The organism is Sphingomonas koreensis, assembly GCF_002797435.1.
GTDB classification, from domain to species: Bacteria; Pseudomonadota; Alphaproteobacteria; order Sphingomonadales; family Sphingomonadaceae; genus Sphingomonas; species Sphingomonas koreensis.
The window spans coordinates 4,082,903-4,107,937 of sequence record NZ_PGEN01000001.1; the positions used below are offsets into that span (position 1 = coordinate 4,082,903).

A 25,035-nucleotide genomic window follows, 5' to 3' on the forward strand; every position below is an offset into this window, starting at 1 on the left:
TTTCTGCCGAAACCAAGGAGCGTACATGTTCGACAAACTCTTTCTGAAGCACCCGCGCGATGTGGGCGAGAGCTATGGCGAGCATTTCGCGACCGCGACCGGGTTTGGCGCGCGCATGGTGGTGGGCGGGCTTGCCTGCATCGTCCATGGAGTTATTCCGGCGCTGTTCGTGCGCACGGCGAGCGATACGGTGAAGGGCCTCTATGGCCGGATGAAGGCCCGCCAGCCCGCCTTTGCCGAGAAGCCGCCGGCCTTCACCGAGCCGTCCTGGCAGATGGAATACGAGATCTAGGTCAGGGCGGGGGGCATCGATGCCGGTCGAACATGTCGCGATTGTCGGCGCGGGCTTTTCGGGCACGCTCCAGGCGATCAACCTGCTCCGCCATGAAGGTCCGCGCGCGACGCTGATCGAACGCGGAAGCCGCGCGGGCGAGGGACTCGCCTATGGCGCCGCGCATCCGAGCCATGTGCTCAACGTGCGCGCCGGGAACATGAGCGCGCTGCCTGACGATCCCGGGCATTTCGCGCGCTGGCTGGAGGCCCGCGGTGTTGCGGATGCGGCGAATTCGTTCGCGTCGCGAGTCACCTACGGCATCTATCTGCGCGAGATGCTCGACGCGGCGCTGGCGACCAGCGCCGGCCGGTTGACGGTGCGCTATGGCGAGGTCGTGGACGCGGTGGAGAGCGGGCGGGGAGTCGCGCTCAAGCTGGCCGATGGCGAGGCGCTCGATGCCGATGCGGCGGTGCTGGCGGTGGGCAATCTGCCGCCGCACGATCCGCCTGGACTGAACGACGGCGCGCTGCCCGACGATCTTTACAAGGGCGATCCCTGGGCCGGCAGCGTCGCCGATGGACTGACCGCCGACGATACGGTGCTGGTGATCGGCACCGGGCTCACCATGATCGACGTCGCATTGATGCTGGAAGCGCGCGGGTTTCAAGGCAGGATCGTCGCGCTGTCCCGACGTGGGCTGCTGCCGAGGCGGCACGAGGCCGCGAACGACTGGGCGAAGATCGGTGACAGGCCCGCGACGGTGGCGTCGGGGCTTGTGCGGCAGGTTCGCGAGCGTGCAGACGCGGTGGGCTGGCGCAATGCAGTCGACGAACTGCGCCCCTTTACCCAGCCGATGTGGGCCAACGCCACCGAGGCAGAGCGCGCGCGCTTTCTGCGGCATCTGCGGCCCTGGTGGGACGTGCACCGGCACCGGCTCGCGCCCGAGGTGGCGGACCGGCTGGCGGCGATGCAGGATCGCGGGCAGCTCCATGTGCTGGCGGGTAAGACGATCGCATTCTCGTCGAGCGATGGCGGCGTGACGATGACCTGGCGGCCGCGCGGAGGCGATACGAACGAGGCCATGGCGGTGCGGCGGATCGTCAACTGCACGGGGCCGCTGGGTGATCTCAACCGGACGACGGATCCGTTGCTGGTTTCGTTGCGCGAGCGCGGCGCGATCCGACCCGACGCGGCGCATCTGGGGATCGACGTCAACGGCGTGGGGCAGGTGATCGGCGCGAACGGACGTGCGAGCGAACGGCTCTATGCGTTGGGGCCGATGACGCGCGGCGCCTTCTGGGAGATCGTCGCGGTGCCGGACATCCGTCGCCAGACCTGGGATGTCGCGCGACGGCTATCCAATGCGCATTGGGTGGGGGGCGAGGGGCTCTAGCCCCCAGGGTTCAGCAAAGCTGAGCCCGTCCAGCCTAACCCTCGCCGCGCAGCGCCAGACCGCGCTCGATATCGCGGGCGACGACCGACGCCGTGAGCCGTCCGACCAGCCGCTGCGCGCTGCGCCATGCCGAGGCTTCGGCAGTGCGGTGGCGATTGCCCGCGATCAGGCGGCTGCCCCAGCTTTGCGTGAGGGGAGAAAGATCGGCGGGATCGCTGCCCGGAAGCCGGTCTGCGACGACCATCGAGGGGAAGGGGAGCGCGATGCGCGGCGAGGCGAATCGATCGCGGCGCCCCGCGCTTTCCTCGGCGGTTTCGGGATCGAACAGCAGCGCTCCTGCGACGCGCTCGACATAGTGGGAGGGCGAGAGCCGTGCCCACCAGGACGCGGCAAAGCAGCCCAGCCCTTCAGCCACCAGCAGGACCGCGCGGTCGGCCCGCAGCACGGCATCATCGATCTGCGCCGCGAGGATCGATCGGTTTGCGTCCGGGTTGATGGCAAGATGGGTGTCGCCGAATGCCGGCCAGCCGAAGCGGGTGCTCCAGGCGGGCGTCTCGGATTCGCTCAGCGTGATCACCGAGAAGCGATGCGGGGCGGGTGCAAGCGCGAGCGTCATGGCAGTCTCCCTTGTGCGCAAAATGCCAAACCGGGGGGCAGTCATGCAAGATGCGACCGCGCGATCATCCTTTGGAGTTACGAAAGCAAAGCTTCAGCCGTGTGAAACGCAGGCGGCGGCGCGTTCGAGCAGAAAGTCGCGCTCGCGCGCGTTGCGGGTGAGGGCGGCCGCGGTTTCGAACGCGGTCTTTGCCTCGGCAAGGCGGCCGGCCCGGAACAGGAAGTCCGCGCGCGCGGCCGGAAGGGGGGCGTAGTTGCGCAGCGCCGCGGCCTCGGCGAGTTCGTCGACCAGGATAAGGCCCGCCTCCGGCCCGAACGCCATGCTGTACGCGACGGCCCGGTTGAGATCGACCACGGGCGAAGGCATCACCATGCGCAATCGGTCGTAGAGCCCGGCGATCCGCGGCCAGTCGGTATCTTCCGAACTGCGCGCGCGCGCATGGCAGGCGGCGAGCGCAGCCTGAAGCGCATAGGGGCCATCGGCGCCGCCCAGTGCTTCGGCCTGGGCGAGCGCGTTGAGGCCACGGCGAATCAGCAGCTGATCCCAGGTCGCGCGGTTCTGCTGCGTGATCGGGACAAAGGCGCCGTCGGGGGCAGTGCGGGCGCGCAGGCGGGAGGCTTGGATCTCCATCAACGCGAGCAGACCGTGGACCTCGGGCTCGCCGGGCATCAGGCCAGCCAGGATACGGCCGAGCCGCTGCGCCTCGGCGCAGAGGGCAGGGCGAATCAGGTCTTCGCCGGCGGTTGCGGCATAGCCTTCGTTGAAGATGAGGTAGACGACCTCGAGCACCGAGGCGAGCCGGGCGTCGCGCTCGGCGCCGCGCGGTACCTCGAATGCGAGGGCGGCATTGCCGATGCTCTTCTTGGCGCGGACGATGCGCTGGGCGATCGTCGGTTCGGGCGAGAGGAAGGCGCGGGCGATCTCGTCGGTAGTGAGGCCGCCGATCAGTCGCAGGGTGAGCGCCGCGCGCGCCTCGGCCGAGACGACCGGGTGGCAGGCGGTGAAGATAAGCCCGAGCAGTTCGTCGCCGATATCGTCGTCCATGGCGGCCTCCAGCGCCTCGACCTCGCTGCTGTCCGCTTCGTCGAGGCCGCGGGCGATTTCGGCATGTTTGCGCTCCTGCATCTTCGCGCGGCGCAGGCCATCGATCGCGCGGCGCTTCGCCGCGGCGGTAAGCCATGCGCCGGGGTTCTGAGGCACGCCGGTCTTCGGCCATTCGGCGAGCGCGACGAGCAGCGCATCCTGCGCGAGCTCCTCCGCCCGATCGACATCATGGGTCATGCGGGCGAGGCTCGCGATGAGCCGCGCCCGCTCGATCCGGAAGACCGCTTCGATCGCCCGCTGGGTTTCCCTGTCCGTCGCCATGCCCAAGGGTTAGGGGAGCATGGCGGGGCAGGGCAAGCGGATCAGCTATTCGCGAGCTTCTCGCCGATGCCGTCGTGGATCACGGCGGCCTCGTCCGGCATGACGTCGCCGAAATCCGCCATTTCATAGAGCGGACGAATCTCGATCTCGCTCGGGCCGAACATGGGGTTGGGGCAGCGCTTCACCCACTCGACGGCCTCGTCCATGTCCTTGACTTCCCACAGCCAATAGCCGGCGACCAACTCGCGGGTTTCGGCGAACGGGCCGTCGATCACAGTGCGGCTGGAGCCATCGAAGGCGACGCGCTTGCCCTTCGACGAGGGCTTGAGGCCGTCGCCCGCGACCAGCACGCCGGCCTTGACCAGTTCCTCGTTGAACTTGCCCATGTCGATGAACAGCTGGTTGAGCTCGGGCGACGGCTTCATGCCCGCTTCGCTGTCCTCGGTCGCCTTGACGAACACCATCACACGCATCGGAATTCTCCTTCGTTGGCGAAGGCCTGAATCGGCCTTCTATCCTGACGACGAGCGAGCTTGCGGGGAATCGACACGCGCGACGAACTATTTTCGACAAAGCGCGAAAAAATCCGGCGAGACGCGGAAAGTGCCGATGTTCCAGTAGCTTACGCGAAAGAAGATGTGGTCGGGGAGAGAGGATTCGAACCTCCGGCCCCTGCCTCCCGAAGGCAGTGCTCTACCAGGCTGAGCTACTCCCCGACGGAGTGCCGAGTCCTTCAAAATGCCCCGGGTTGGGCGGACCGGCTTTCGCTTGGAGCGGCGCCTATAACCAGCACTTTCGTGCTGCGCAAGCGGGTGTTCGCAAGCTTTTTCAGGTGGTGCGTGCTGCGAGCATCGCCTCGACGCTGGTGAACTTCTCGCGCGGGGCCCCGTCGCGAGCTGCGGCGACCTCGGCAGCCTCGATCTTCTGCCAGTCGCGGAAGGTGACGACATCGACGTTACGCGAGGCGAGCAGTGCGTCGAGACCGGGGCGGCCCGCCTTGCGGCTGCCGGCTTCGGTATCCGCGGCGATCTTTTCGATAATCGCGAACCCGTCAGGCCGGTTGGTTCCGATCGTGCCGGTCGGGCCGCGGCGCGCCCAGCCGACCGCGTAAAGGCCGGGAAGCACGCGCCCTTCGTCATTGGCGAAGCGTCCGGCGCGATCGTCATAGGGGACGCCGTCGATCGGCGGGGTGCGATAGCCGATGCACGAGACGACGAGGCTGGCGGGCACGGCATAGGTTTCGCCGGTGCCAACCGCGGCGCCCCGCGCGTCGAGGGTGGTGCGCTCGACGATCACCCGCTCGACCTTGCCGTCGCCTTCGATCGCCACGGGCTTGGCATAGAAGTCGAAGATGATGTGGACCGGCTTCTCGACATGCGCGGCCGCGAAGTTGCGCAGATGGGTCACCGATTTGCGGTGGCCGGGCTCGAGCATCGCATCGTCGATTTCGGGGGGGAAATCGGCGACGTCGATGACCGGCGCGGCGCGCTCGAGTTCGCCGAGCTCGCCGAGCTCCTTGGGGGTCATGTTGATCTGGTGCGGGCCGCGGCGGCCGAGCAGGGTGATGGTCTCGATCGACGATCCCTCCAGCGCGGCGAGCGCGTGGCCGACGATGTCCGATCCGGCGAACTCGTTCTGCGTCTTGGCGAGGATGCGCGCCACGTCGAGCGCGACATTGCCGTTGCCGATCACCACAGCGCCAGGCCCCGAAAGATCGGGGTTCAGCGCGGCATAATCGGGATGGCCGTTGTACCAGCCGACGAATGCCGCCGAACCGGTGACGCCGGGCAGGTCGGCGCCGGGAATTTCGAGCGGCCGGTCGCGCGGCGCGCCGGTGGCGAGGACGACGGCGTCGTAGAGATCGACCAGCTCGGGGATCGTGACCTGCTCGCCGATCGTGACATTGCCGACGAAGCGGACATTCTCGGTCAGCGCGGTGGCCTCATAGCGCCGGGAAACTCCCTTGATCGACTGGTGATCGGGTGCGACGCCGGTGCGGATCAGGCCGAATGGAACGGGCAGGCGATCGATGATGTCGACACGGACATCATCCCCGAACTGCTTTTGCGCCGCCTCTGCAGTGTAGTAGCCCGCCGGCCCCGAACCGATCACCGCGATATGCCGCATGCCCCGACCCTCGTTTCTTGAGGCGAGCCTTACGGCTCGCGGAGGCGGCGCCGGCCCGCTCCCTCGCCCGGCCACCCATAGGATGCTGGCGCCGGGTTGCCGGGCGGGGGAGCGGGCCGGCGCCACGTGGATACCGAGCCTAGCGGGGATTGCGGCGAGGGCAAGCACTCGACGTGGGCGATTTCCTGCGGCATGCCAAGGGCATGAACCCGTTAGAGGTCGCTGCATCGCTGTTGCTGCTTGCCAATATCGCGCTGGTCGCGCGGCGGAGTATCTGGAACTACCCCTTCGCGATCGCCGCGGTCACGCTCTACGGCGTATTGTTCTTCCAGACGAAGCTCTACAGCGACATGCTGCTGCAGCTCTTCTACGTTGCGCTCAACCTTTATGGCTGGATGAACTGGTCTCGGTCGAAGGCCGATGCCGGCGAGGTTGTCGTGTTGACGCTCGATTGGCCTGCGCGGCTCGGCTGGCTGGCGGGATGTGCCCTGCTGACCGGCGGCTGGGGATGGCTGATGCATCGGATGACCGATGCGGCGATGCCCTGGTGGGACGCGGGCGTGGCGATGACCAGCGTTGCAGCGCAGATTCTGCTCGCGCGCCGCTATCTGGAGAATTGGGTGTTGTGGATCCTGGTCGATATCGTCGCGATCCCGCTGTTCGCGGTGCGCGGGCTGTGGCTGACGTCCGGCGTCTACGTGATCCTGCTTGGCCTCTCGATCTGGGGACTGATCGACTGGTCTCGGGCGCATAGCCGGCGTAGGGCGGCCGCATGACGCCACGTACCATCTGCCTCCATGGCCCTGAAAGCACCGGGAAATCGACGCTCGCGCCACGGCTCGCTGCCCATCTCGGCGGTGAGGTCGCCGAGGAATATGGCCGCGAATATGCCGAGGCGCGCGGCATCGATTTCACGATGCAGGATCTGGTCGAGATCGCGCGGACTCACGACGCGGGCGTGCAGACGATGCTCGCGGCCGGGCTGACGCCGCTGATCCTGGATACCGATCCGCTGATGACCGCAGTGTGGGCCGATATGCTGTTCGGACGGCGCGATCCGTGGTTCGACGCCTGGAACGATACCGCGGACCTCTATCTGTTGTTCGACATCGACCTGCCGTGGGTCGCAGACGGCACTCGGATGTTCGGCGAACCGGCGCAGCGGCAGCGCTTCTTCGACCTGTCCAAGGCCGAGCTCGAGCGGCGCGGGGTACGCTGGGCGCTGGTCAGCGGCGAGGGCGAAGCAAGGTGGCAGAGCGTGCTGCGCGCGGTCGAGGCGGCTTCCTGAACTAAGGGACCCGCGTCACCGCGAGCCCGTCGCCATTCTTGCCCACATCGATGCGGCGCAGCACCTTGCCGGTATCGGCATCGATCTCGGCGATCTGGTTTCGCATGGTCTCGGCGGCGTAGAGCCGCTTGCCGTCGCTCGACCAGATCAACGTGACCTGAGCCGCGGCCGGGTCGCCCGAGACCGGGAAGCTGCGCAGCACGCTATGGGTCTCCGCGTCGACCAGGGTGACCGTGCCCTTGTTGACGTTGCTGGTGGCGACGGTCTTGCCGTCGGGGCTGGCGATGACGCGGATCGCATTGCCGTCGATCGTCAGCTCGCCCAATTTCTCGTAGGTCGCGGCGTCGAACACGCTGAGCCGCAGCGCGGTGAGATCGCCGACGAAGACCTTGCCGCTCGCGACTGCGATCCCCTCGGGCTTGCCGCCGATGGTGAGGTCGCGCAGCTTGGTATTGGCCTTGAGATCGAGCACGCTGACCGTGCCGGAGCCGATATTGGCGACAAACGCGCGCTCCTCGCCGAGCAATGCGACCATATGCGAGCCCTGCTGGCCCGTGGCGATCGAGGTGATCTTGCCGTCGGGTTCGACGATCGCGACCGAGTTGCTGCCCTCGGTCGTCGCGATCAGCCGCTCGCTTTTCGGCATCCAGAGCAGGCCATGGGGCCGCTTGTTGGGAGCAAGCTCGATCGTCGCGACCTTGCCCAGCGGGTCGAGGTCGATGATGTCGATGGTGGTGCTGCCATAGTTGACGACCGCGGCCTGGGTGCCGTCGCCCATCACCGCAATCTCGTGCGGCTGGCTGCCAGTGGGGAGCTTGGCGAGCTGCTTGCCATCGGCGAGGTCGTAGATGCCGAAGCTGTCTTCGCCCTTGTTGCCGACCAGCAGCAGGTCACGCGCTGCGGCGGGAAGGGCGGCGGTGGCGAGGAGGGCGGCAGCGAGGATCAGGCGGTGCATCGGTCTCTCCGGCTTGAGCGGCGGAAGACTGTGCGTTTCAGTGGGGCCCCGCAAGCGAAAAGGCCCGCCTCACGATCGTGGAGCGGGCCTTTTGCGAAACCTATCCGAAGCAGCTTATTGCGACGGAGCCAGGCCCGTGTTGAGCACCCAGCCGACATTGTCGTTCTCGTCGGCGACTTCCCACCACAGGCCGTTCTTGTTGCCGGTCGGATAGACGATCGCGCCCGCCGGAAGGTTGCGGATGATCTTCCCGCCGGCAGCCGCCGTCGCGCGCATCGCCACCGGGCGCTGCGCCGTGAAGGTCTTGGCTGGGGTCGCCTCTGCGGTGCCCGTGTCGCCGGCGCGGACCAGCCCGAGCTCGGTCACCAGCTTGGTATAAGCCTGGATAAACGACAGAGTGACGATGCGGCCGATATCGGTGTTGTCATAGCCGCCGCCGACTGCGCCCACGCCGCCGCCGAGGAAGCCGGCACCGCCGCCGGCGCCAAAGGTCAGGTTGTTCTTGGCGGCATAGCCTTCGGTCGTGGCGATGGTTTCCGTCGTGCGGACGTTGGTGACCGAGAGGACGGTGTTGGCTTCCATCTTCTTGCTGCCGATGCCAGCGGCAAGTCCGCCCAGACGGCCGCCGATGAGGCCGCCGATAAGGCCGCCTGCGCCGCTGCCGCTGACGTTGCTGTTGGCGCCCTGGATTTCGGCGACCATGACGTAATCGGCGGCCTTGATCTGGCCCTGGCCGACATTCGCGCCGCGCTGATGGCCGAGATTGCCGCCGATCGCGCGCTCGCGTTCAGCCGCCTGCAGGCCCGAACCGCGATCCACCAGGTTGAAGCACCCGGAGCGCTGGATCAGCACCTTGAGCAGCTTCTGCGGCGGAGCGAGCGAGTATTGCGTCCAGGGACGGGGATCGTCGCCATCGACGACGGAGATGGTGCCGAGCTTGCGGAAGCAGCGCGGCACATCCTGCATCGTCGCGTCCTGCAGTTTCTGGCCGCCGCTCTTCTTTGCGAGTCGCTGCGCCTCGGCGGGCGCGGCAAGGCAAAGTGCGAGCGCGGCGGTGGCGACGACACTATGAACGATACGCATCAATAGTCCTCCCTTGCGGGACAAGTAGGTCCCGCAGTCTGCATGCCGCCATTCGGGACTCCCCCGACCGGCCGACGAATACGCTCTGACACTGGAGGCTCGCGCCTCCCCCTGAGGCCCGGCCATTACCAAAGGGGCAGGGCGGACGTCATGCGAAAAAACGTACTAGTCCTGCTCGATCCGGAAATGGGACGCGGTGTTTGCGCTAACCCTCCAGAGATCGCCGAAGTTCTCATGCACGAGTTCGGCGGGGCGTTCTGCGCCGAGCCCGGCCACGATATCGGGCACGGTGTTGCTGTGGCCGACGATCAGCACCGGCGCCTTCGCGGCTCTTGCCCGGGCGACGATGGCGGGGGTGTCGCGCGGGTCATAGGTTTCCAACGTGATGCCGCGCGCTGCGGCAAGGGGACCCGCAGTCTGGCGGGTGCGCTTGAAATCGCTGACGTAGATCGCCTTGAGCTTCTTACCCCTGAACCATTTTGCGAGCTTCTCGGCCCGTGCGTTGCCCTGCGGGAGCAGGTCGGGATCGCGTTCGCCAGCGGGCGTATCATAGTGGCGGGTGACGTAGATCGGGGGCTCCTTCGCCAGGGCGGGAGCGGCGAGGAAACAGGCGAAAGCGAGGATCAGGTTGCGCATCGGTGCAGGCTGTCTTGCTGCAACCCACTTCGCAAGACCCTTTACCCCTGCTAGGCGCGCGGAATCATGGCAACCGAACTCTCCCGTATCCGCAACTTTTCGATCATCGCGCACATCGACCATGGCAAGTCGACGCTGGCCGATCGCCTCATCCAGCGCACCGGCGGCCTCACCGAGCGCGAGATGTCGAGCCAGGTGCTCGACAATATGGACATCGAGAAGGAGCGCGGCATCACCATCAAGGCGCAGACCGTGCGCCTCGACTGGAAGGGACCGGACGGGCTCGACTATGTCCTCAACCTGATGGACACGCCGGGGCATGTCGATTTCGCCTATGAAGTGAGCCGCTCGCTCGCCGCGTGCGAAGGCGCGCTGCTGGTCGTGGATGCGGCGCAGGGCGTCGAGGCGCAGACGCTCGCCAATGTCTATCAGTCGATCGAGCATGATCACGAGATCGTGCCTGTCATCAACAAGATCGATCTGCCGTCGGCCGAACCCGAGAAGGTCCGGCACGAGATCGAAGAGGTGATCGGCATCGACGCGTCGAACGCGGTGCTGGCATCGGCCAAGTCGGGCATCGGCATCGACGAGATCCTGAATGCGGTGTGCGAGCGCATCCCTGCGCCCAAGGGGGACCCCGACGCCCCGCTCAAGGCGATGCTGGTCGATAGCTGGTACGACCCGTATCTGGGCGTCGTCATCCTTGTCCGCGTGATGGACGGGACGATCCGGAAGGGCCAGCAGGTCAAGTTCATGCAGTCGGGCACGACGCACCTGATCGATCGCGTCGGCTGTTTCCGGCCCAAGATCGAGAACCTGTCCGATCTGGGGCCGGGCGAGATCGGCTTCATTACCGCGCAGATCAAGGAAGTGGCGCAGGCGCGCGTCGGCGATACGCTGACCGACGCCAAGAGGCCTGCCGCGGAACCGCTGGCGGGCTTCAAGGAAGTTCAGCCGGTGGTGTTCTGCGGCCTGTTCCCGGTCGACGCCAACGACTTCGAGAAGCTGCGCGAGAGCATTTCGAAGCTGCGCCTCAACGACGCCAGCTTCTCGTTCGAGATGGAGACTTCGGCGGCTTTGGGCTTCGGCTTCCGCTGCGGCTTCCTCGGCCTGCTTCACCTGGAGATCATCCAGGAGCGGCTGATGCGCGAATATGATCTCGACCTGATCACCACCGCACCCTCGGTGGTCTATCAGATCGAGCTGACGCATGGCGGCGGGCATATCGAGTTGCACAACCCGGCCGACATGCCCGAGCCGAACAAGATCGAGAGCATCGCGGAGCCCTGGATTCGGGCCGTCATCTACGTGCCGGACGAGTATCTCGGTTCGATCCTGAAGCTGTGCCAGGACCGGCGCGGCATCCAGCAGAACCTGACCTATGTCGGCGGGCGCGCTCAGGTGACGTACGAACTGCCGCTCAACGAGGTGGTGTTCGATTTCTACGACCGGTTGAAGTCGCTTTCGAAGGGCTATGCCAGCTTCGATTACGAGCAGATCGGCTATCGCGACGGCGATCTGGTGAAGATGGGCATCCTGGTCAACGAGGAGCCCGTGGATGCGCTGAGCATGATCGTCCACCGTTCCACCGCCGAGGTGCGCGGCCGCGGGATGGTCGAGCGGCTCAAGGAACTGATCCCGCGCCATCTCTTCAAGATCCCGATCCAGGCGGCGATCGGCGGCAAGGTCATCGCGCGCGAGACGATCAGCGCGATGCGCAAGGACGTTACCGCGAAATGCTATGGCGGCGACGCGACCCGCAAGCGCAAGCTGCTGGAAAAGCAGAAGAAGGGCAAGGCGAAGATGCGCGAGTACGGCTCGGTCAGCATCCCGCAGGAAGCCTTTATCGCCGCGCTGCGGATGGGCGAGGAATAAGGTCCGGCGAGCGGCGCTCGCCGGACGCTCAACCGTCAGGTCGGTGGGGCGGGCACCCGCACCCCGGGGGTCATCCGCGCCATCACCTCGTCACGGATGAGGAAATGGTGGCGGAATGCCGCCCCGACATGGACGAGCAGCAGCGCAAGCGCGGCATAGCCGAGGATTTCATGTGCCTCATGCCCGAATTCGGACATCGCTTCGGACACCGGCAGATAGGGAATGTCGAACAGGCCGAACCAGGTGAGCGGCCTCGGATTCGGATCGGACGCCATCGCCCAACCCGATAACGGGATCGCGAGCATGAAGGCGTAGAGCAGGAAATGGGAGACATGCGCGGCGGTCCGCTCCCACCCGGCCATATGTGCGGGCAGGCGGGGCGCAGGGTGGGTGAGCCGCCAGCCGATCCGGGCCAGGGTCAGGACGAGCACGGTGATCCCGATCGCCTTGTGGATCGGCATGATCCGCCAGTCGCGCGGCAGGCTGTCGTGCAGGAAGCCATAAGCGAGGTTGAAGATGAGCAGCGCCGCGATCAGCCAGTGAAGCAGGATCGCGCCGCGTGAATATCGCACCAGCGCCGAGTCCGTCATTCGCACACTCCCTTCCGGTCCAGCGCGTGGTTGTGCCGTGACGAACGCGTGGCGTCGAGTGCGTCGCTAGAATTCATAGGGCACTGGCGCGCGGACATCCGGATCGATGCGGATCTCGCTCGCCGCCGGCGGAAAGGCGCGCTGGTCGCAATCCGGGCGCGGGCAGATGCGGCAGCTGGTGCCGATCGGCGTGGCGACGCCGCCGGTACGCAGGCCGTCGGCATAGACGAAGTCGGCGGCGTGCGCCTCCTCGCAGCCTAAAGCGACCGCATAGCGGCGGGGCGGGCGGGCGTAGCTGGCCGACGGCTTGACCAGCCCCTTGGCCATCGAGACGTAGCGCGCACCGTCAGGCGTCTCGGCGAGCTGGACGAGGATGCGGTCGGGGATCGCCACCGCCTCATGCACCACCCACAGCGGGCAGGCACCACCGAAGCGCGCGAATTCCAGCCGCGTCGCCGAGTGGCGCTTGGTAATGTTGCCGGCCATATCGACACGGCAGAAGAAGAAGGGGATGCCCTGCGCGCCTGGCCGCTGGAGGGTCGAGAGACGGTGGCAGGTCTGCTCGAAGCTGGTGCCGAAGCGTTGGCGCAGCCGGTCGATGTCGTGGCGTACCGCGCGAGCCGCGTCGCGAAAGCGGTGATACGGCATCAGCAGCGCGCCGGCGGCATAGTTGGCGAGGCCGAGCGACAGCAATTCGCGCGCCGCGGGAGAGGCGAGGCCGCTGCCCTCGCTCACCGCCCGCATCTCCTCCCCGAACTCCAGCACCGCGAGCCGCTGAGCGAGCAGGAAGGCGCGGCTTTCGGGCGGGAGCACCCCGCTGATGACCAGCCGACGGCTGTCGGCGGCGAAGCGCGAGAGCCGGGTGTCGTCGTCGCGCGCCTCCTCGATCTTGACGTCATGCCGGGTGCGCAGGCGGCCTTCGATGCCGCGCGGGCCGTCGAGCGTGTCGACCAGCGATTCGGCGGCGCGGTCGAGAATGTCGATATAATTGCCCTCGGCCTGGTACCAGTCGCGCACTTCCTCCCAGGGAAGCGAACCCGCCGCGCCGCCACCGCTCTCCACCTTGTCGTCGAGCACGCGGAGCTGCGCCTGGCTGCGGCGCCATGCATCATGGATTGCGACCATGCGGCGGGTAAGCGCGGGATGTTTTTCGACCCCGCGTTGCGCGGCGGGTTCGTCGATCAATGCGGCAGGGATGCTGGAATCCATGCCCGCCTCGATCGCGCGGACGAGATCGCCAACGTTGTGATCCTCGCCCACATCGCCCCATGTCTGGGGGAACTCCCGGGTGAGCGCGATCAGCACCGGCGGGGTCAACGGACGCTCCTCATTCTCGATCTGCGAGAGATAGCTGACCGACACGCCGAGCCGGGCGGCCATCGCCGCCTGGGGCATGCCGAGCTGCTTGCGCAGGTCGCGGACGCGGGCTCCGGCGAAGAGGCGGCGGCGAGGCTGATCCATGACTCCACAATATCTGCAGATATGAACGATGCAACTTCGCAACATTGCATTTGCAAGTGGCGCCGTGTCCTGTGCAGGCACGCGAGCCAGGGAGTAAGGCATGTCTTCGACGATCGAGGAACTGGAGCGGCGCCGTGCCGCGGCACGGCTGGGCGGCGGGCAGAAGCGCATCGACGCGCAGCACGCCAAGGGTAAGCTCACCGCGCGCGAGCGGGTCGAGGTGCTGCTCGACGAAGGATCGTTCGAGGAGCTCGACATGTATGTCGAGCATAACTGTGTCGATTTCGGCATGCCCGATCAGGTCGTGCCGGGCGACGGCGTCGTAACGGGCAGTGGCACGATCAACGGCCGCCTCGTCTTCGTGTTCAGCCAGGATTTCACCGTGTTCGGCGGGTCGCTGTCGGAGCGGCACGCGCAGAAGATCTGCAAGATCATGGACATGGCGATGAAGGTCGGCGCGCCCGTGATCGGCCTCAACGACAGCGGCGGTGCGCGCATCCAGGAGGGCGTCGCCAGCCTTGCGGGCTATGCCGAGGTGTTCCAGCGCAACGTGCTGGCGAGCGGCGTGGTACCGCAGCTCAGCCTGATCATGGGCCCTTGCGCAGGCGGCGCCGTCTATTCCCCCGCGATGACCGACTTCATCTTCATGGTGAAGGACTCGTCGTACATGTTCGTCACCGGCCCCGATGTAGTGAAGACCGTTACCAACGAGATCGTCACGCAGGAGGATTTGGGTGGAGCGGTGACGCACACCACGAAGTCGGGGGTCGCTGACGTGGCCTTCGAAAATGATATCGAGGCGCTGCTCGCGGCCCGCGACTTCGTGGACTTCCTTCCCGCCAGCAACCGCGAGCCGGTTCCCGAGCGACCGTGCGAGGACCCGTGGGACCGGATCGAGGACAGCCTCGACACGCTGATCCCGCCGAGCGCCAATCAGCCGTACGACATGCACGAGCTGATCCGGAAGACGGTCGACGAGGGCGACTTCTTCGAGGTGCAGCCGACCCACGCCGCCAACATCATCATCGGATTCGGCCGGATCGAGGGGCGCACCGTCGGCATCGTCGCCAACCAGCCGATGGTGCTGGCCGGCGTGCTCGACATCAACTCGTCGAAGAAGGCGGCGCGGTTCGTGCGCTTCTGCGACGCGTTCGAGATTCCGATCGTGACGTTCGTGGATGTACCGGGCTTCTTGCCGGGCGTCGGGCAGGAGCATTCGGGGATCATCAAGCATGGCGCCAAGCTGCTGTTCGCCTATGCCGAGGCGACGGTACCCAAGATCACTGTGATCACGCGCAAGGCCTATGGCGGTGCCTATGACGTGATGGCGTCGAAGCATCTGCGCGGTGACCTCAACTATGCCTGGCCGACCGCGGAGATCGCGGTGATGGGCGCCAAGGGCGCGGTCGAGATCATCTTCCGCGGCAAGACGCCCGAAGAGATCGCCGAGCGCACAGCGGAATATGAGGCGCGCTTCGCCAACCCGTTCGTCGCGGCGAGCAAGGGCTTCGTCGACGAGGTGATCATGCCGCACTCGACCCGCCGCCGCATCGCGCTGGGCCTGCGGAAGCTGAGGAACAAGAGCCTCGAGAATCCGTGGAAGAAGCATGACAATATTCCGTTGTGATCTCGCGATCGGAGTGAAGTGAATGCGACTCCTTGTTGGTGTGCTGCCGTGGTTGGTTCTGGCGCTTCCGGCTGCGGCGCAGACCGTTCAACCCCTGTTTCCCGTTACCGATGTCGATCGCGATACGGTGCCGGCCGGAACACCGGAGGCGTTCTGGGCGGTGTTCGGCGAGTCGCCCAGGAACGAAGCGGAGCGGACGGTGAAGGGGGAGAAGGTCACCTTCGTCCCGCTGACGCTGGTCAAGCTGCCGGGCGAGGTCACTGCGCTGGTCAGCACCGGCGCCAGCGATTGCGAGGCCCATGCCTGTGCGGGCTTCAACTCGGTCCACTATCTGCGGCGCGACAAGGCCGGCCATCGCTATGCGAAGATCGGAGAATGGCTGGATATCGGGGCGAGGGGCACCTGGGGAAATCCGGCGGCGCGGTGGGGCACGACCGACGCGATCACCGGCACCCCCGTGCTCTACACGCAGGGCGGCGGCACCTGGCAGGGCTATAGCTGCGACGTCGCCGTGCTGACCGAACTTGGTGCCAAGGGCCCGGTCGAGATCGCGCGCTTTCCCATCTATTATTCCGACGCCAGCCGCGACAACGGACCGACCTTGCGCGGAACGATCACCGCCGCCGAACCCGGCCGCAGCTTCACTGTCAGCTATGCGGGATCGGACAGCTTTTCCGAACGCTATGTCCGCGGAGCCGACGGACGCTATACGCTGGAAGGCAAGACCCGGATGAAGACGTGCTGAGATGAGCAGGCTTCCGATCCTCGCGGCGCTTGGCGCCCTTGCGATGACGCACCCCGCCGCCGCCCAACTGAGCGAGCGTTCGTTCGCCTCGCCGGTGCCCGCGGGCCTTGCCAAGGGCGTGGTACGCGCTGGCATGGATTATGCCGCGTTCCGCCGCACATTGCTGGCCGCCGGCTGGCGGGCCAAGGCCGATCCGGACTGCGTCCGGAATGTCTATGGCGGTGACGGCACCCGCAAGCCGGGCCAGCCCAACATTTGCCGCGAGCTTCCGGAGATCGAGGCCTGTTCGGGCGATGGGTATTGCGTGGCGAATTTCACCCATGCGCGCACGCGCCGGCTGATCCGAGTGACGAGCTATGGCGACTACGGCCAGTGGCAGCGCAAGGGGCTGTCCGTTCTGGGCTGGGAGCAGAAATGATGAAACTCGGCCGTCTCAATCATATCGGCGTCGCCACGCCCTCGATCGAGGCATCGGTTGCCTTCTACCGCGACGTGATGGGGGCGCAGACGATCCACGCCCCGTTCGACCTGCCTGCGCAGGGGGTGAAGGTGTGTTTCGTCGATACGCCCAATACCCAGATCGAGCTGATCGAGCCGCTGGGCGCGGATTCGCCGATCCATGGCTTCCTCGCCAGGAACCCGGCGGGCGGGCAGCATCATGTCTGCTATGAAGTGCCCGATATCCACGAAGCCAAGGCATGGTTCGAGGCGAAGGGCGCCAAGGTGCTGGGCGAGCCGCGCATCGGGGCGCACGGGACCCCGATCTTCTTCGTCCATCCGAAGGATATGGGCGGGGTGCTGACCGAGATCATGGAGTCGCCGCGTGACGATCTGCACTGATCCTCGCCACCATCATCCCGGACTTGTTCCGGGATCCACAGGGCTGCGAGTGATGGTGCCCAAGGTGAGGGCATTGCGTGCGGCGAAGTGGACCCCGGTACAAGGCCGGGGTGACGGAGAGGGCCAGGTATGAGCCAAGAGACGGTTCTGTATGACCTGACCGATGGCGTTGCGACGCTGCGGCTCAACCGGCCCGACCGCTTGAACGCCGTGACCGGCGAGATGCTCGACCTGATCCGCGCCTCGCTGTTGCGCGCGGTGGACGAGGGCGCGCGGGCGGTGCTGCTGACGGGTGAGGGGCGAGCCTTCTGCTCGGGCGCCGACCTGGTCGGGCGGATGGACGGCAAGCCGATCGATCCCGCCGACAATCTGGAATTCCACTATAACCCGCTGGCCGAGACGCTGTCGAAGCTGCCGATCCCCGTGGTGACGGCGGTGAACGGTCCGGCGGCGGGGGCGGGCGTGGGCATCGCGCTCGCGGGCGACATCGTGGTGATGGCGAAGTCGGCCTATCTGCTGCTCGCCTTCAGCAATATCGGGCTGGTGCCCGATTGCGGCGCGACCTGGCTGGTCGCCAAGTCGGCGGGTCGCGCCAAGGCGCTGGAGATGGCGCTGCTCGGCGAGAAGGTGAGCGCCGACGACGCCAAGGACGCGGGGCTCGTCGCGCGCGTGGCCGAGGACGACGCACTGCTGGCGACGGCGGGCGGGATCGCTGCGAAGCTTGCCGCCAAGCCGACGGTCGCGCTCGGCCTGATCCGTGCGCAGGTGAAGGCCGCGCTCAATTCGACGCTGTCGGAAACGCTGAGCATCGAGGCACAGAACCAGCGCGCCGCGGGCAAGACCGAGGATTTCCGTGAGGGCGTGACTGCGTTTCTCGCGAAGCGCGCACCGGAGTTCAGGGGGCGATGACCATCGCCTATTATCTTTCGCACCCGCAGGTGCAGATCGATCCGGCGGTGCCGGTGCCCGAATGGGGGCTGTCGGATGCGGGCCGCGCGCGGCTGGCGACGCTGGCCGGCGCGGGCTGGCTGGGAACGGTGCGGCGGATCGTGTCGAGCGACGAGCGCAAGGCGATCGAGACGGCGAAAGCGCTCATGCCGATGACCGACGGCGCGCGGGTCGAGATCCTGCCCGGCTTCCATGAGAATGACCGGTCGGCAACCGGCTTCCTGCCGCCTGCGGAGTTCGAGGTGACGGCCGACGCCTTCTTCGCCGCGCCCGAGCAGTCGGTGCGCGGATGGGAGCGGGCCGCGGATGCGCAGGCACGCATCGTCGGCGCAGTCGATGCGGCGTTGGCCGACGGAGAAGCACCGGTGCTGTTCGTCGGCCATGGCGGCGTCGGCACCTTGCTCAAATGCCATGTGAAGGGCGAACCGATCGCCCGCACGGCGGATCAGGCCGCTGAGGGCGGCCATCCCGGCGGGGGCAATGTCCACGCCTTTTCCATTGCGGGGCGACGTCATCTGTTCGGATGGACCGCGCTCGAACAGGTAGCATTATGACTGACAAGCCGACGCTCGACGCCTGGAAGGCGCTGTCCGAAAAGGAAGTGAAGGGCCGCGATCTGACCTGGCGCACGCCCGAGGGGATCGATGTCAAGCCGCTCTACACAGCGGAGGACGTGACGGCCGATCCGGGCCTGCCCGGCTTCGCGCCGTTTACCCGCGGGGTGCGCGGATCGATGTATGCGGGGCGGCCCTGGACGATCCGGCAATATGCGGGCTTTTCGACCGCCGAGGAATCGAACGCCTTCTATCGCCGCAACCTGGCCGCCGGTCAGAAGGGCCTGTCGGTCGCGTTCGATCTGGCGACCCACCGCGGCTATGACAGCGACCATCCGCGCGTGCCGGGCGATGTCGGCAAGGCCGGCGTCGCGATCGACAGCGTCGAGGACATGAAGATCCTGTTCGACGGCATCCCGCTCGGCGAGATGTCGGTCTCGATGACGATGAACGGTGCGGTGATCCCGATCCTCGCCTTCTTCATCGTTGCGGGCGAGGAGCAGGGCGTGCCGCGCGCGCAGCTCGACGGGACCATCCAGAACGACATTCTCAAGGAGTTCATGGTCCGCAACACCTACATCTACCCGCCCGAGCCGAGCATGCGGATCATCTCCGACATCTTCGGCTACACCTCGCGCGAGATGCCCAAGTTCAACAGCATCTCGATCTCCGGCTATCACATGCAGGAGGCCGGGGCGACGCAGGTGCAGGAGCTGGCCTTCACCATCGCCGACGGCATGGAATATGTGAAATACGGGGTCGCCAGCGGCCTCGACATCGACAAATTTGCCGGGCGGCTGAGCTTCTTCTTCGCGATCGGCATGAACTTCTTCATGGAAGTGGCGAAGCTCCGCGCGGCGCGGGTGCTGTGGCATCGCGTGATGACGAAGCTCGGCGCCAAGGACGAGCGCAGCAAGATGCTGCGGACGCACTGCCAGACCAGCGGCGTGTCGCTGACCGAGCAGGACCCGTACAACAACGTCATCCGCACCACGATCGAGGCGATGGCCGCGATGCTGGGCGGGACGCAGAGCCTGCACACCAACGCGCTGGACGAGGCGATCGCGCTGCCCACCGACTTCTCGGCCCGGATCGCGCGCAATACCCAGATCGTGATCCAGGAAGAGACGGGGATGACCAAGGTCGTCGATCCGCTCGGCGGCTCCTATTATGTCGAGGCGCTGACCCAGGAACTGGTCGACAAGGCGTGGGAGATCATCGAGCGGGTCGAGGCCGAGGGTGGCATGGCCAAGGCGGTCGCCGCGGGCTGGCCCAAGGCGATGATCGAGGAGGCGTCGGCCGCCACCGCGGCGCGGATCGACCGCGGCGAGCAGGTGATCGTCGGGGTCAACAAATACCGCAAGGCCGAGGAAGATCCGATCGACATCCTCGACGTCGACAACCACGCGGTGCGCGAGGCGCAGATCGCGCGGATCAAGAAAGTGAAGTCTGCCCGCGACGAGGCCAAGTGCCAGGCGGCGCTGGATGCGCTGCGCGAAGGCGCGCGCGGGACGGAAAACCTCCTCGCCCTCGCCGTAGAAGCCGCCCGCCATCGCGCCACCCTGGGCGAAATCAGCCTGGCGATGGAAGACGTGTTCGGACGCCACGGCACCGTGCCGACGCCGGTGTCGGGCGTCTATGGCGGCGCCTATGCCGAGGACAGGCGCTGGGAACGGCTCAAGGACGGCGTCGCGGCGACCGAACGGCGCCTCGGCCGCAAGCCGCGGATGCTGGTCGCCAAGATGGGGCAGGACGGTCACGACCGCGGCGCCAACCTCGTCTCCTCCGCATTCGGCGACCTGGGCTTCGAGGTCGTGCCGGGGCCGCTGTTCCAGACGCCGCAGGAAGCCGCCGAACTGGCGATTGCGGAGAATGTCGACGTGGTCGGCGCCTCCAGCCTTGCCGCGGGTCACAAGACGCTGATTCCGCAGATGATAGGCCATCTGAAAGACGCCGGGCGCGGCGACATCAAGGTGATCGCGGGCGGGGTGATCCCGGCGCAGGACTATCAGTTCCTGCGCGATGCCGGGGTGCAGGCGATCTTCGGACCCGGAACGAACCTTGTAAATGCGGCCGCGGACGTGTTGACGCTGCTGGGCCACAATTTGCCCCCCGAGGAGGAAGCGGCCGAATGACTGCCGATGTTATGATGCGTACCGACTGGACCCGCGAGGAGATTGCGGCGCTGTTCGACCTGCCCTTCCCGGAGCTGCTGTTCCGCGCGGCGGAAGTGCATCGCGTGCAGTTTGCGGCGGATGAGGTGCAGCTGTCCACGCTGCTCAGCATCAAGACCGGCGGCTGCCCGGAGGATTGCGGCTATTGCAACCAGTCGACCAGCGCCGAGACGGGCCTCAAGGCCACCAAGCTGATGGACGTGCGCGCGGTGCTGCAGGCGGCGGCGCAGGCGAAGGACAATGGTTCGTCGCGCTTCTGCATGGGCGCGGCGTGGCGCAACCCCAAGGACCGCGACATGCCCGCCATCGTCGAGATGGTGAAAGGCGTGCGCCAGATGGGCATGGAAACCTGCATGACGCTGGGGATGCTCAGCGAGAAGCAAGCAGCCCAGCTCGCCGATGCGGGGCTGGACTATTATAACCACAATATCGACACCTCGCCCGAGCGTTATGCCGAGGTGATCACCACGCGGACCTTCGAGGATCGGCTCGATACGCTCGAGCATGTGCGCGAGGCGGGGATCAATGTGTGCTGCGGCGGCATCGTCGGCATGGGCGAGACCCGCGGCGACCGCGTCGGCTTTATCCATGCGCTCGCGACCCTGCCCAAGCATCCCGAGAGCGTGCCGGTGAACGCGCTGGTGCCCGTCAAGGGCACCGTGCTGGGCAACATGCTCGCCGACACACCGCTCGCCAAGATCGATGAGATCGAGTTCGTGCGGACGGTCGCGGTGGCGCGGATCACGATGCCGGAGAGCATGGTGCGCCTGTCCGCCGGGCGCGAGAGCATGAGCGATTCGACGCAGGCCTTGTGCTTCATGGCGGGGGCGAACTCGATCTTCACCGGCGACAAGCTGCTGACCACCGGCAACGCCGGCGACGACAAGGACGCGGCGCTGTTCGCACGCCTGGGGATGCGGCCGATGCAGGGCGAGGTGAAGGTCGAACTGGAAGCGGCGGAGTGAACTCCGCCGGCTTCACAAATTGGGCTGAGCGGCGCGCTCGCAAGCAGGGAAGCTGGGGCTATCTCGGCCGCGCATTGCTTTCCACTTTGTGGGTTATGATCGGCGGCCCGGTTCTTTTTCTCGTGTTCTCGCTGATTGTCGGCAAAGGCGACAATGCGATACTCTACGCGTTGCTTCTCGCATTCGGCGGTTCTCTGGCCGGGTACAAGGTCACACTTCTCCTCTTCAGACGCTGGAGCCGCCGGTGATTGTCCGACTTCTCGTCGCGTTGCTGGTCGTGTTGATTCCGCTGCCTGCGCTGGCGCAGACCGTCAACAAACCCATTGTCATTGGTCAGTCCCATACGTTCCCTTCGGCCACGATGGGGGCGGCGCGGACGATCAATGTCTGGCTGCCGCCGGGGTATGAGAAGGGGACACAGCGCTATCCGGTGCTGTACCTGCTCGACGGCGGTGTGGATCAGGACTTCCACCATATTTCCGGGCTGGCGCAGCTCGGCACGATCGCCGGGACGACGCGCGATGTGATCGTGGTGGGGATCGAGACGGTCGACCGGCGCAACGAGCTGGCCTTTCCGATTGTCACCGACGCCAGGCTCAAGGCGGACTATCCCGCCGCGGGTCAGTCCGAACGCTTCCGCCGCTTCATCGCGGACGAGGTGAAACCGTGGGTCGAGAAGACCTTTCGCACCAGCGGCGAGAATGCGCTGATTGGGGAGTCGCTCGCCGGGCTGTTCGTGGTCGAGACGATGCTGCGCGCGCCAGGGCTGTTCGACACGCATATCGCGATCAGCCCCAGCCTGTGGTGGGACAATGAGGCGTTGGTGAAGGCCGCGCCCGCACTGTTGTCAAGGGCGCGAGGGCGGCTGTGGCTGACCGTCGCCGAAGAGCAGGGGATGGGTGTCGCGCCCTTCGCCACGCTGCTCAAGGAACAGGCGCCTGCCGGGCTGGTCTGGACCTATGCGCCGCGGCCGGATGAGGCTCACGCGACCATCTATCACGGTGCCGCGCTTGCGGCGATCCGCCAGCTCTTTCCTGTGCTGCCGGAAAAGGGGAAGTGACATGATCCTGCTGACATTGCTCGCCGCTGCGCAGACGCAGACGATCGATTGCGACAATGCGGTCACGCAATCCGCGATGACGCAGTGCGCGCAGCAATCCTTCGCCAAGGCCGATGCGCTGCTCAACGCCGAGTACAGGCAGACGATGGCGATCATGCGCAAGCTCGATGCCGAGCCGGGCAGCCATCCGGCGGGCGATACGCGCCCCGGCTATGCCGCAGCGCTGACCGAAGCGCAGCGCGCGTGGATCGCCTTTCGCGACGCGCATTGCCGGACGATGGGATACCAGATGCGCGGCGGATCGGCCGAGCCGATGCTCGTGTGGGGCTGCAGGGAAGCGCTGACGCGCGATCGTACCGAACAGCTGATCGATCTGCGCAAGAACTGATTCAACAGGGAAACCCGAATGTTCAAGAAGATCCTGGTCGCCAACCGTGGCGAGATCGCATGCCGCGTGTTCCGTACCGCCAAGCGGATGGGGATCGCGACGGTTGCGGTCTATTCGGATGCCGATGCGCGCGCGCCCCACGTGCTGATGGCGGATGAGGCGGTTCGGCTGGGGCCGGCGCCGGCAGCGGAAAGCTATCTGAAGGCCGAGCTGATCCTGGCGGCGGCGAAGGCGACCGGCGCGGATGCGATCCATCCCGGCTATGGCTTCCTGTCGGAGCGCGAGAGCTTTGCCAGGGCGTGCGCGGAGGCGGGGATCGCGTTCGTCGGGCCGCCGCCGGGGGCCATTGCGGCGATGGGCGACAAGATCGAGTCCAAGAAGCTCGCCAAGGAAGCGGGCGTCAACGTGGTGCCCGGTTTCGTCGGGGTGATCGACGATACCGAGCATGCGGTGAAGATCGCCGCCGAGATCGGCTATCCGGTAATGATGAAGGCATCGGCCGGCGGCGGCGGCAAGGGGATGCGGCTGGCCTATAGCGAGCAGGATGTGCGCGAAGGCTTCGAGGCGACCAAGCGCGAGGGTCTGGCATCGTTCGGCGACGACCGCGTGTTCATCGAGAAGTTCATCGAGAGCCCGCGGCATATCGAGATTCAGGTGCTGGGCGACCAGCATGGCAACATCGTCTACCTTGGCGAGCGTGAATGCTCGATCCAGCGGCGCCACCAGAAGGTTGTCGAGGAAGCGCCATCGCCCTTCGTCACGCCGGAGATGCGCCGGAAAATGGGCGAACAGGCGGTCGCGCTGTCGCGGGCGGTGGGCTATTACAGCGCGGGCACGGTCGAACTGATCGTCAGCGGCGCCGACACCAGCGGCGAGGGCTTCTACTTCCTCGAGATGAACACTCGGCTTCAGGTCGAGCATCCGGTGACCGAGGCGGTGACCGGCCTCGATCTGGTCGAGCAGATGATCCGCGTCGCGGCGGGCGAGACGCTGGCCTTCGGGCAGGACGATGTGAAGCTAACGGGCTGGGCGATCGAGAACCGCATCTATGCCGAGGACCCGTATCGCAGCTTCCTGCCCTCTACCGGGCGGCTGGTGCGCTATCGCCCGCCCGCGGCGCAGGACACGCCCTATGGCGAGGTTGGTGGCGAGGGCTATGTCCGCGTTGATGATGGCGTTGCCGAGGGCGGCGAGGTCAGCATGTTCTACGACCCGATGATCGCCAAGCTGATCACCTGGGGACAGACGCGCGATGCGGCGGCCGATCTGCAGGTCGCGGCGCTTGACCGGTTCGAACTGGAGGGGCTCGGCAACAACATCGATTTCCTCTCCGCGCTGATGCAGCACCCGCGCTTCCGGTCGGGCGAACTCACCACCGGATTCATCGCCGAGGAATATCCCGAAGGGTTCGCGGGTGCGCCGGCGGATGCCATGCTGACCCGCCGGCTCGCGACGATTGCAGCGGTGTTGAGCTGGCGACAGTCGGAGCGCGCGTCGATGATCTCGGGCCAGCTGGGCGCGATGCCGGTGGCGAAGCGCGACTGGGTCGTACATCTGGCCGCGATCGCGCATGAGGTGTCGCTGGGCGACGGCGCGATCGTCGATGGCGAGCTGGTCGAGGGCAGCGTCGAATGGGCGCCGGGCGACCGGATTGCGGTGGCGCGCGGCGACGATGGCGAACTGGCGGTGCGGGTCGCGAAGACGCGGACCGGCTGGGTGCTGACGACCCGCGGCGCGGCGCATCGCGTCGAGGTCTATCGCCCGCGTGTCGCCGAGCTGGCAAAGCACATGATCGAGAAGATTCCGCCGGACATGAGCCGCTTCCTGCTCGCACCGATGCCGGGCCTGCTGACGCGGGTCGAGGTTGCGGTGGGCGACAAGGTCGAGGCCGGTCAGCCGCTCGCCGTGGTCGAGGCGATGAAGATGGAGAACATCCTGCGCGCCGAGAAGACGGGCGTGGTCAAGGCGGTGAATTTCGGCGCGGGCGAGAGCCTAGCGGTAGACGCGGCGATCCTCGAGTTCGAATAGGCTGACGACAACCGATCCATTTCCTCATTCCCGCGCAGGCGGG

Annotated in this window: 25 protein-coding genes, 1 tRNA gene and 1 pseudogene; 17 read left to right on the forward strand and 10 right to left on the reverse strand. The window is 66.5% G+C overall.

Annotated features, from left to right (window positions below):
- Window positions 1–25 precede the first annotated feature (25 nt).
- Together BDW16_RS19575 and BDW16_RS19580 are read left to right on the forward strand one after the other, a co-directional pair.
- Window positions 26–292, forward strand: a complete 267-nt coding sequence (locus tag BDW16_RS19575) for a DUF6356 family protein (protein WP_066580567.1) — start codon at window positions 26–28, stop codon at window positions 290–292.
- Between the two features lie 19 nt (window positions 293–311).
- Entirely contained in the window at window positions 312–1,667 is a 1,356-nt protein-coding gene (locus BDW16_RS19580; RefSeq protein WP_066580569.1) for an FAD/NAD(P)-binding protein, read from the forward strand.
- A 34-nt stretch (window positions 1,668–1,701) separates the two neighbouring features.
- On the opposite strand, the gene BDW16_RS19585 is transcribed toward BDW16_RS19580, so the two are convergent.
- The 5 genes and pseudogenes from BDW16_RS19585 to BDW16_RS19605 form a co-directional block, all read right to left on the reverse strand.
- Complete coding sequence (locus BDW16_RS19585; RefSeq protein WP_066580571.1) at window positions 1,702–2,283, reverse strand: alpha/beta hydrolase; 582 nt, start codon at window positions 2,281–2,283, stop codon at window positions 1,702–1,704.
- A gap of 93 nt (window positions 2,284–2,376) precedes the next feature.
- Complete coding sequence (locus BDW16_RS19590) at window positions 2,377–3,648, reverse strand: RNA polymerase sigma factor (RefSeq protein WP_066580573.1); 1,272 nt, start codon at window positions 3,646–3,648, stop codon at window positions 2,377–2,379.
- A gap of 113 nt (window positions 3,649–3,761) precedes the next feature.
- Window positions 3,762–4,121, reverse strand: a pseudogene (locus tag BDW16_RS19595) (YciI family protein); the annotation flags it as partial.
- A 166-nt stretch (window positions 4,122–4,287) separates the two neighbouring features.
- A tRNA-Pro gene (locus tag BDW16_RS19600) sits at window positions 4,288–4,364 on the reverse strand.
- Between the two features lie 112 nt (window positions 4,365–4,476).
- Window positions 4,477–5,775 carry an FAD-dependent oxidoreductase gene (locus BDW16_RS19605; RefSeq protein WP_066580577.1) on the reverse strand — a complete coding sequence of 433 codons (1,299 nt, stop codon included), beginning with the start codon at window positions 5,773–5,775 and terminating at the stop codon, window positions 4,477–4,479.
- A gap of 173 nt (window positions 5,776–5,948) precedes the next feature.
- Here BDW16_RS19605 and pnuC point away from each other — a divergent pair, with 173 nt between their 5' ends.
- Together pnuC and BDW16_RS19615 are read left to right on the forward strand one after the other, a co-directional pair.
- Complete coding sequence (gene pnuC, locus BDW16_RS19610; protein ID WP_338325270.1) at window positions 5,949–6,551, forward strand: nicotinamide riboside transporter PnuC; 603 nt, start codon at window positions 5,949–5,951, stop codon at window positions 6,549–6,551.
- On the forward strand, window positions 6,548–7,063 hold the full coding sequence (locus BDW16_RS19615; protein ID WP_066580578.1) for an AAA family ATPase: 516 nt from the start codon (window positions 6,548–6,550) through the stop codon (window positions 7,061–7,063). Before pnuC ends, BDW16_RS19615 begins: the two co-directional genes overlap by 4 nt.
- 1 nt (window position 7,064) lies before the next feature.
- Here BDW16_RS19615 and BDW16_RS19620 read toward each other — a convergent pair whose 3' ends face one another.
- The 3 genes from BDW16_RS19620 to BDW16_RS19630 all read right to left on the reverse strand — a co-directional run bounded on the left by BDW16_RS19620 (window position 7,065) and on the right by BDW16_RS19630 (window position 9,737).
- Window positions 7,065–8,018: a YncE family protein gene (locus BDW16_RS19620; RefSeq protein WP_066580579.1), complete on the reverse strand. Its 954-nt coding sequence runs from the start codon at window positions 8,016–8,018 to the stop codon at window positions 7,065–7,067.
- A gap of 114 nt (window positions 8,019–8,132) precedes the next feature.
- Entirely contained in the window at window positions 8,133–9,101 is a 969-nt protein-coding gene (locus BDW16_RS19625; protein WP_066580580.1) for a CsgG/HfaB family protein, read from the reverse strand.
- Between the two features lie 165 nt (window positions 9,102–9,266).
- On the reverse strand, window positions 9,267–9,737 hold the full coding sequence (locus BDW16_RS19630) for a histidine phosphatase family protein (protein ID WP_066580582.1): 471 nt from the start codon (window positions 9,735–9,737) through the stop codon (window positions 9,267–9,269).
- A 66-nt stretch (window positions 9,738–9,803) separates the two neighbouring features.
- Between BDW16_RS19630 and lepA the strand changes: the two genes are divergently transcribed.
- Window positions 9,804–11,612 carry a translation elongation factor 4 gene (lepA, locus tag BDW16_RS19635; protein WP_066580583.1) on the forward strand — a complete coding sequence of 603 codons (1,809 nt, stop codon included), beginning with the start codon at window positions 9,804–9,806 and terminating at the stop codon, window positions 11,610–11,612.
- A 35-nt stretch (window positions 11,613–11,647) separates the two neighbouring features.
- On the opposite strand, the gene BDW16_RS19640 is transcribed toward lepA, so the two are convergent.
- A complete protein-coding gene (locus BDW16_RS19640) occupies window positions 11,648–12,202 on the reverse strand; it encodes a cytochrome b (protein ID WP_100362809.1) in 555 nt (184 codons plus the stop codon).
- 66 nt (window positions 12,203–12,268) lie between these two features.
- Window positions 12,269–13,663, reverse strand: a complete 1,395-nt coding sequence (locus BDW16_RS19645) for a helix-turn-helix domain-containing protein (protein WP_066580585.1) — start codon at window positions 13,661–13,663, stop codon at window positions 12,269–12,271.
- A gap of 100 nt (window positions 13,664–13,763) precedes the next feature.
- On the opposite strand from BDW16_RS19645, the gene BDW16_RS19650 reads away from it, so the two are divergent.
- The 12 genes from BDW16_RS19650 (at window position 13,764) to BDW16_RS19700 (ending at window position 24,992) form a co-directional block, all read left to right on the forward strand.
- Window positions 13,764–15,290 carry an acyl-CoA carboxylase subunit beta gene (locus BDW16_RS19650; protein WP_066580586.1) on the forward strand — a complete coding sequence of 509 codons (1,527 nt, stop codon included), beginning with the start codon at window positions 13,764–13,766 and terminating at the stop codon, window positions 15,288–15,290.
- A gap of 22 nt (window positions 15,291–15,312) precedes the next feature.
- Complete coding sequence (locus BDW16_RS19655; RefSeq protein ID WP_125958863.1) at window positions 15,313–16,035, forward strand: hypothetical protein; 723 nt, start codon at window positions 15,313–15,315, stop codon at window positions 16,033–16,035.
- 1 nt (window position 16,036) lies between these two features.
- Window positions 16,037–16,453, forward strand: a complete 417-nt coding sequence (locus tag BDW16_RS19660) for a hypothetical protein (protein WP_066580589.1) — start codon at window positions 16,037–16,039, stop codon at window positions 16,451–16,453.
- Entirely contained in the window at window positions 16,453–16,875 is a 423-nt protein-coding gene (gene mce / locus BDW16_RS19665; protein WP_066580591.1) for a methylmalonyl-CoA epimerase, read from the forward strand. Before BDW16_RS19660 ends, mce begins: the two co-directional genes overlap by 1 nt.
- A 129-nt stretch (window positions 16,876–17,004) precedes the next feature.
- Window positions 17,005–17,784, forward strand: a complete 780-nt coding sequence (locus BDW16_RS19670) for an enoyl-CoA hydratase-related protein (protein WP_066580592.1) — start codon at window positions 17,005–17,007, stop codon at window positions 17,782–17,784.
- Window positions 17,781–18,377 (forward strand): histidine phosphatase family protein, encoded by a 597-nt coding sequence (locus BDW16_RS19675; protein WP_066580594.1) that lies wholly within the window; start codon window positions 17,781–17,783, stop codon window positions 18,375–18,377. The genes BDW16_RS19670 and BDW16_RS19675 overlap by 4 nt, the downstream gene beginning before the upstream one ends.
- Window positions 18,374–20,512: a methylmalonyl-CoA mutase gene (gene scpA / locus BDW16_RS19680; protein WP_066580596.1), complete on the forward strand. Its 2,139-nt coding sequence runs from the start codon at window positions 18,374–18,376 to the stop codon at window positions 20,510–20,512. The genes BDW16_RS19675 and scpA overlap by 4 nt, the downstream gene beginning before the upstream one ends.
- Window positions 20,509–21,516 carry a biotin synthase BioB gene (bioB, locus tag BDW16_RS19685; RefSeq protein WP_066580598.1) on the forward strand — a complete coding sequence of 336 codons (1,008 nt, stop codon included), beginning with the start codon at window positions 20,509–20,511 and terminating at the stop codon, window positions 21,514–21,516. Before scpA ends, bioB begins: the two co-directional genes overlap by 4 nt.
- Window positions 21,513–21,764, forward strand: a complete 252-nt coding sequence (locus BDW16_RS21190) for a hypothetical protein (protein WP_125958864.1) — start codon at window positions 21,513–21,515, stop codon at window positions 21,762–21,764. Before bioB ends, BDW16_RS21190 begins: the two co-directional genes overlap by 4 nt.
- Window positions 21,761–22,576, forward strand: a complete 816-nt coding sequence (locus BDW16_RS19690) for an alpha/beta hydrolase (RefSeq protein ID WP_066580599.1) — start codon at window positions 21,761–21,763, stop codon at window positions 22,574–22,576. The genes BDW16_RS21190 and BDW16_RS19690 overlap by 4 nt, the downstream gene beginning before the upstream one ends.
- 1 nt (window position 22,577) lies before the next feature.
- A complete protein-coding gene (locus tag BDW16_RS19695) occupies window positions 22,578–22,964 on the forward strand; it encodes a lysozyme inhibitor LprI family protein (protein ID WP_066580600.1) in 387 nt (128 codons plus the stop codon).
- Between the two features lie 18 nt (window positions 22,965–22,982).
- Window positions 22,983–24,992: an acetyl-CoA carboxylase biotin carboxylase subunit gene (locus BDW16_RS19700; RefSeq protein ID WP_066580601.1), complete on the forward strand. Its 2,010-nt coding sequence runs from the start codon at window positions 22,983–22,985 to the stop codon at window positions 24,990–24,992.
- The last annotated feature ends 43 nt before the right edge of the window (window positions 24,993–25,035 follow it).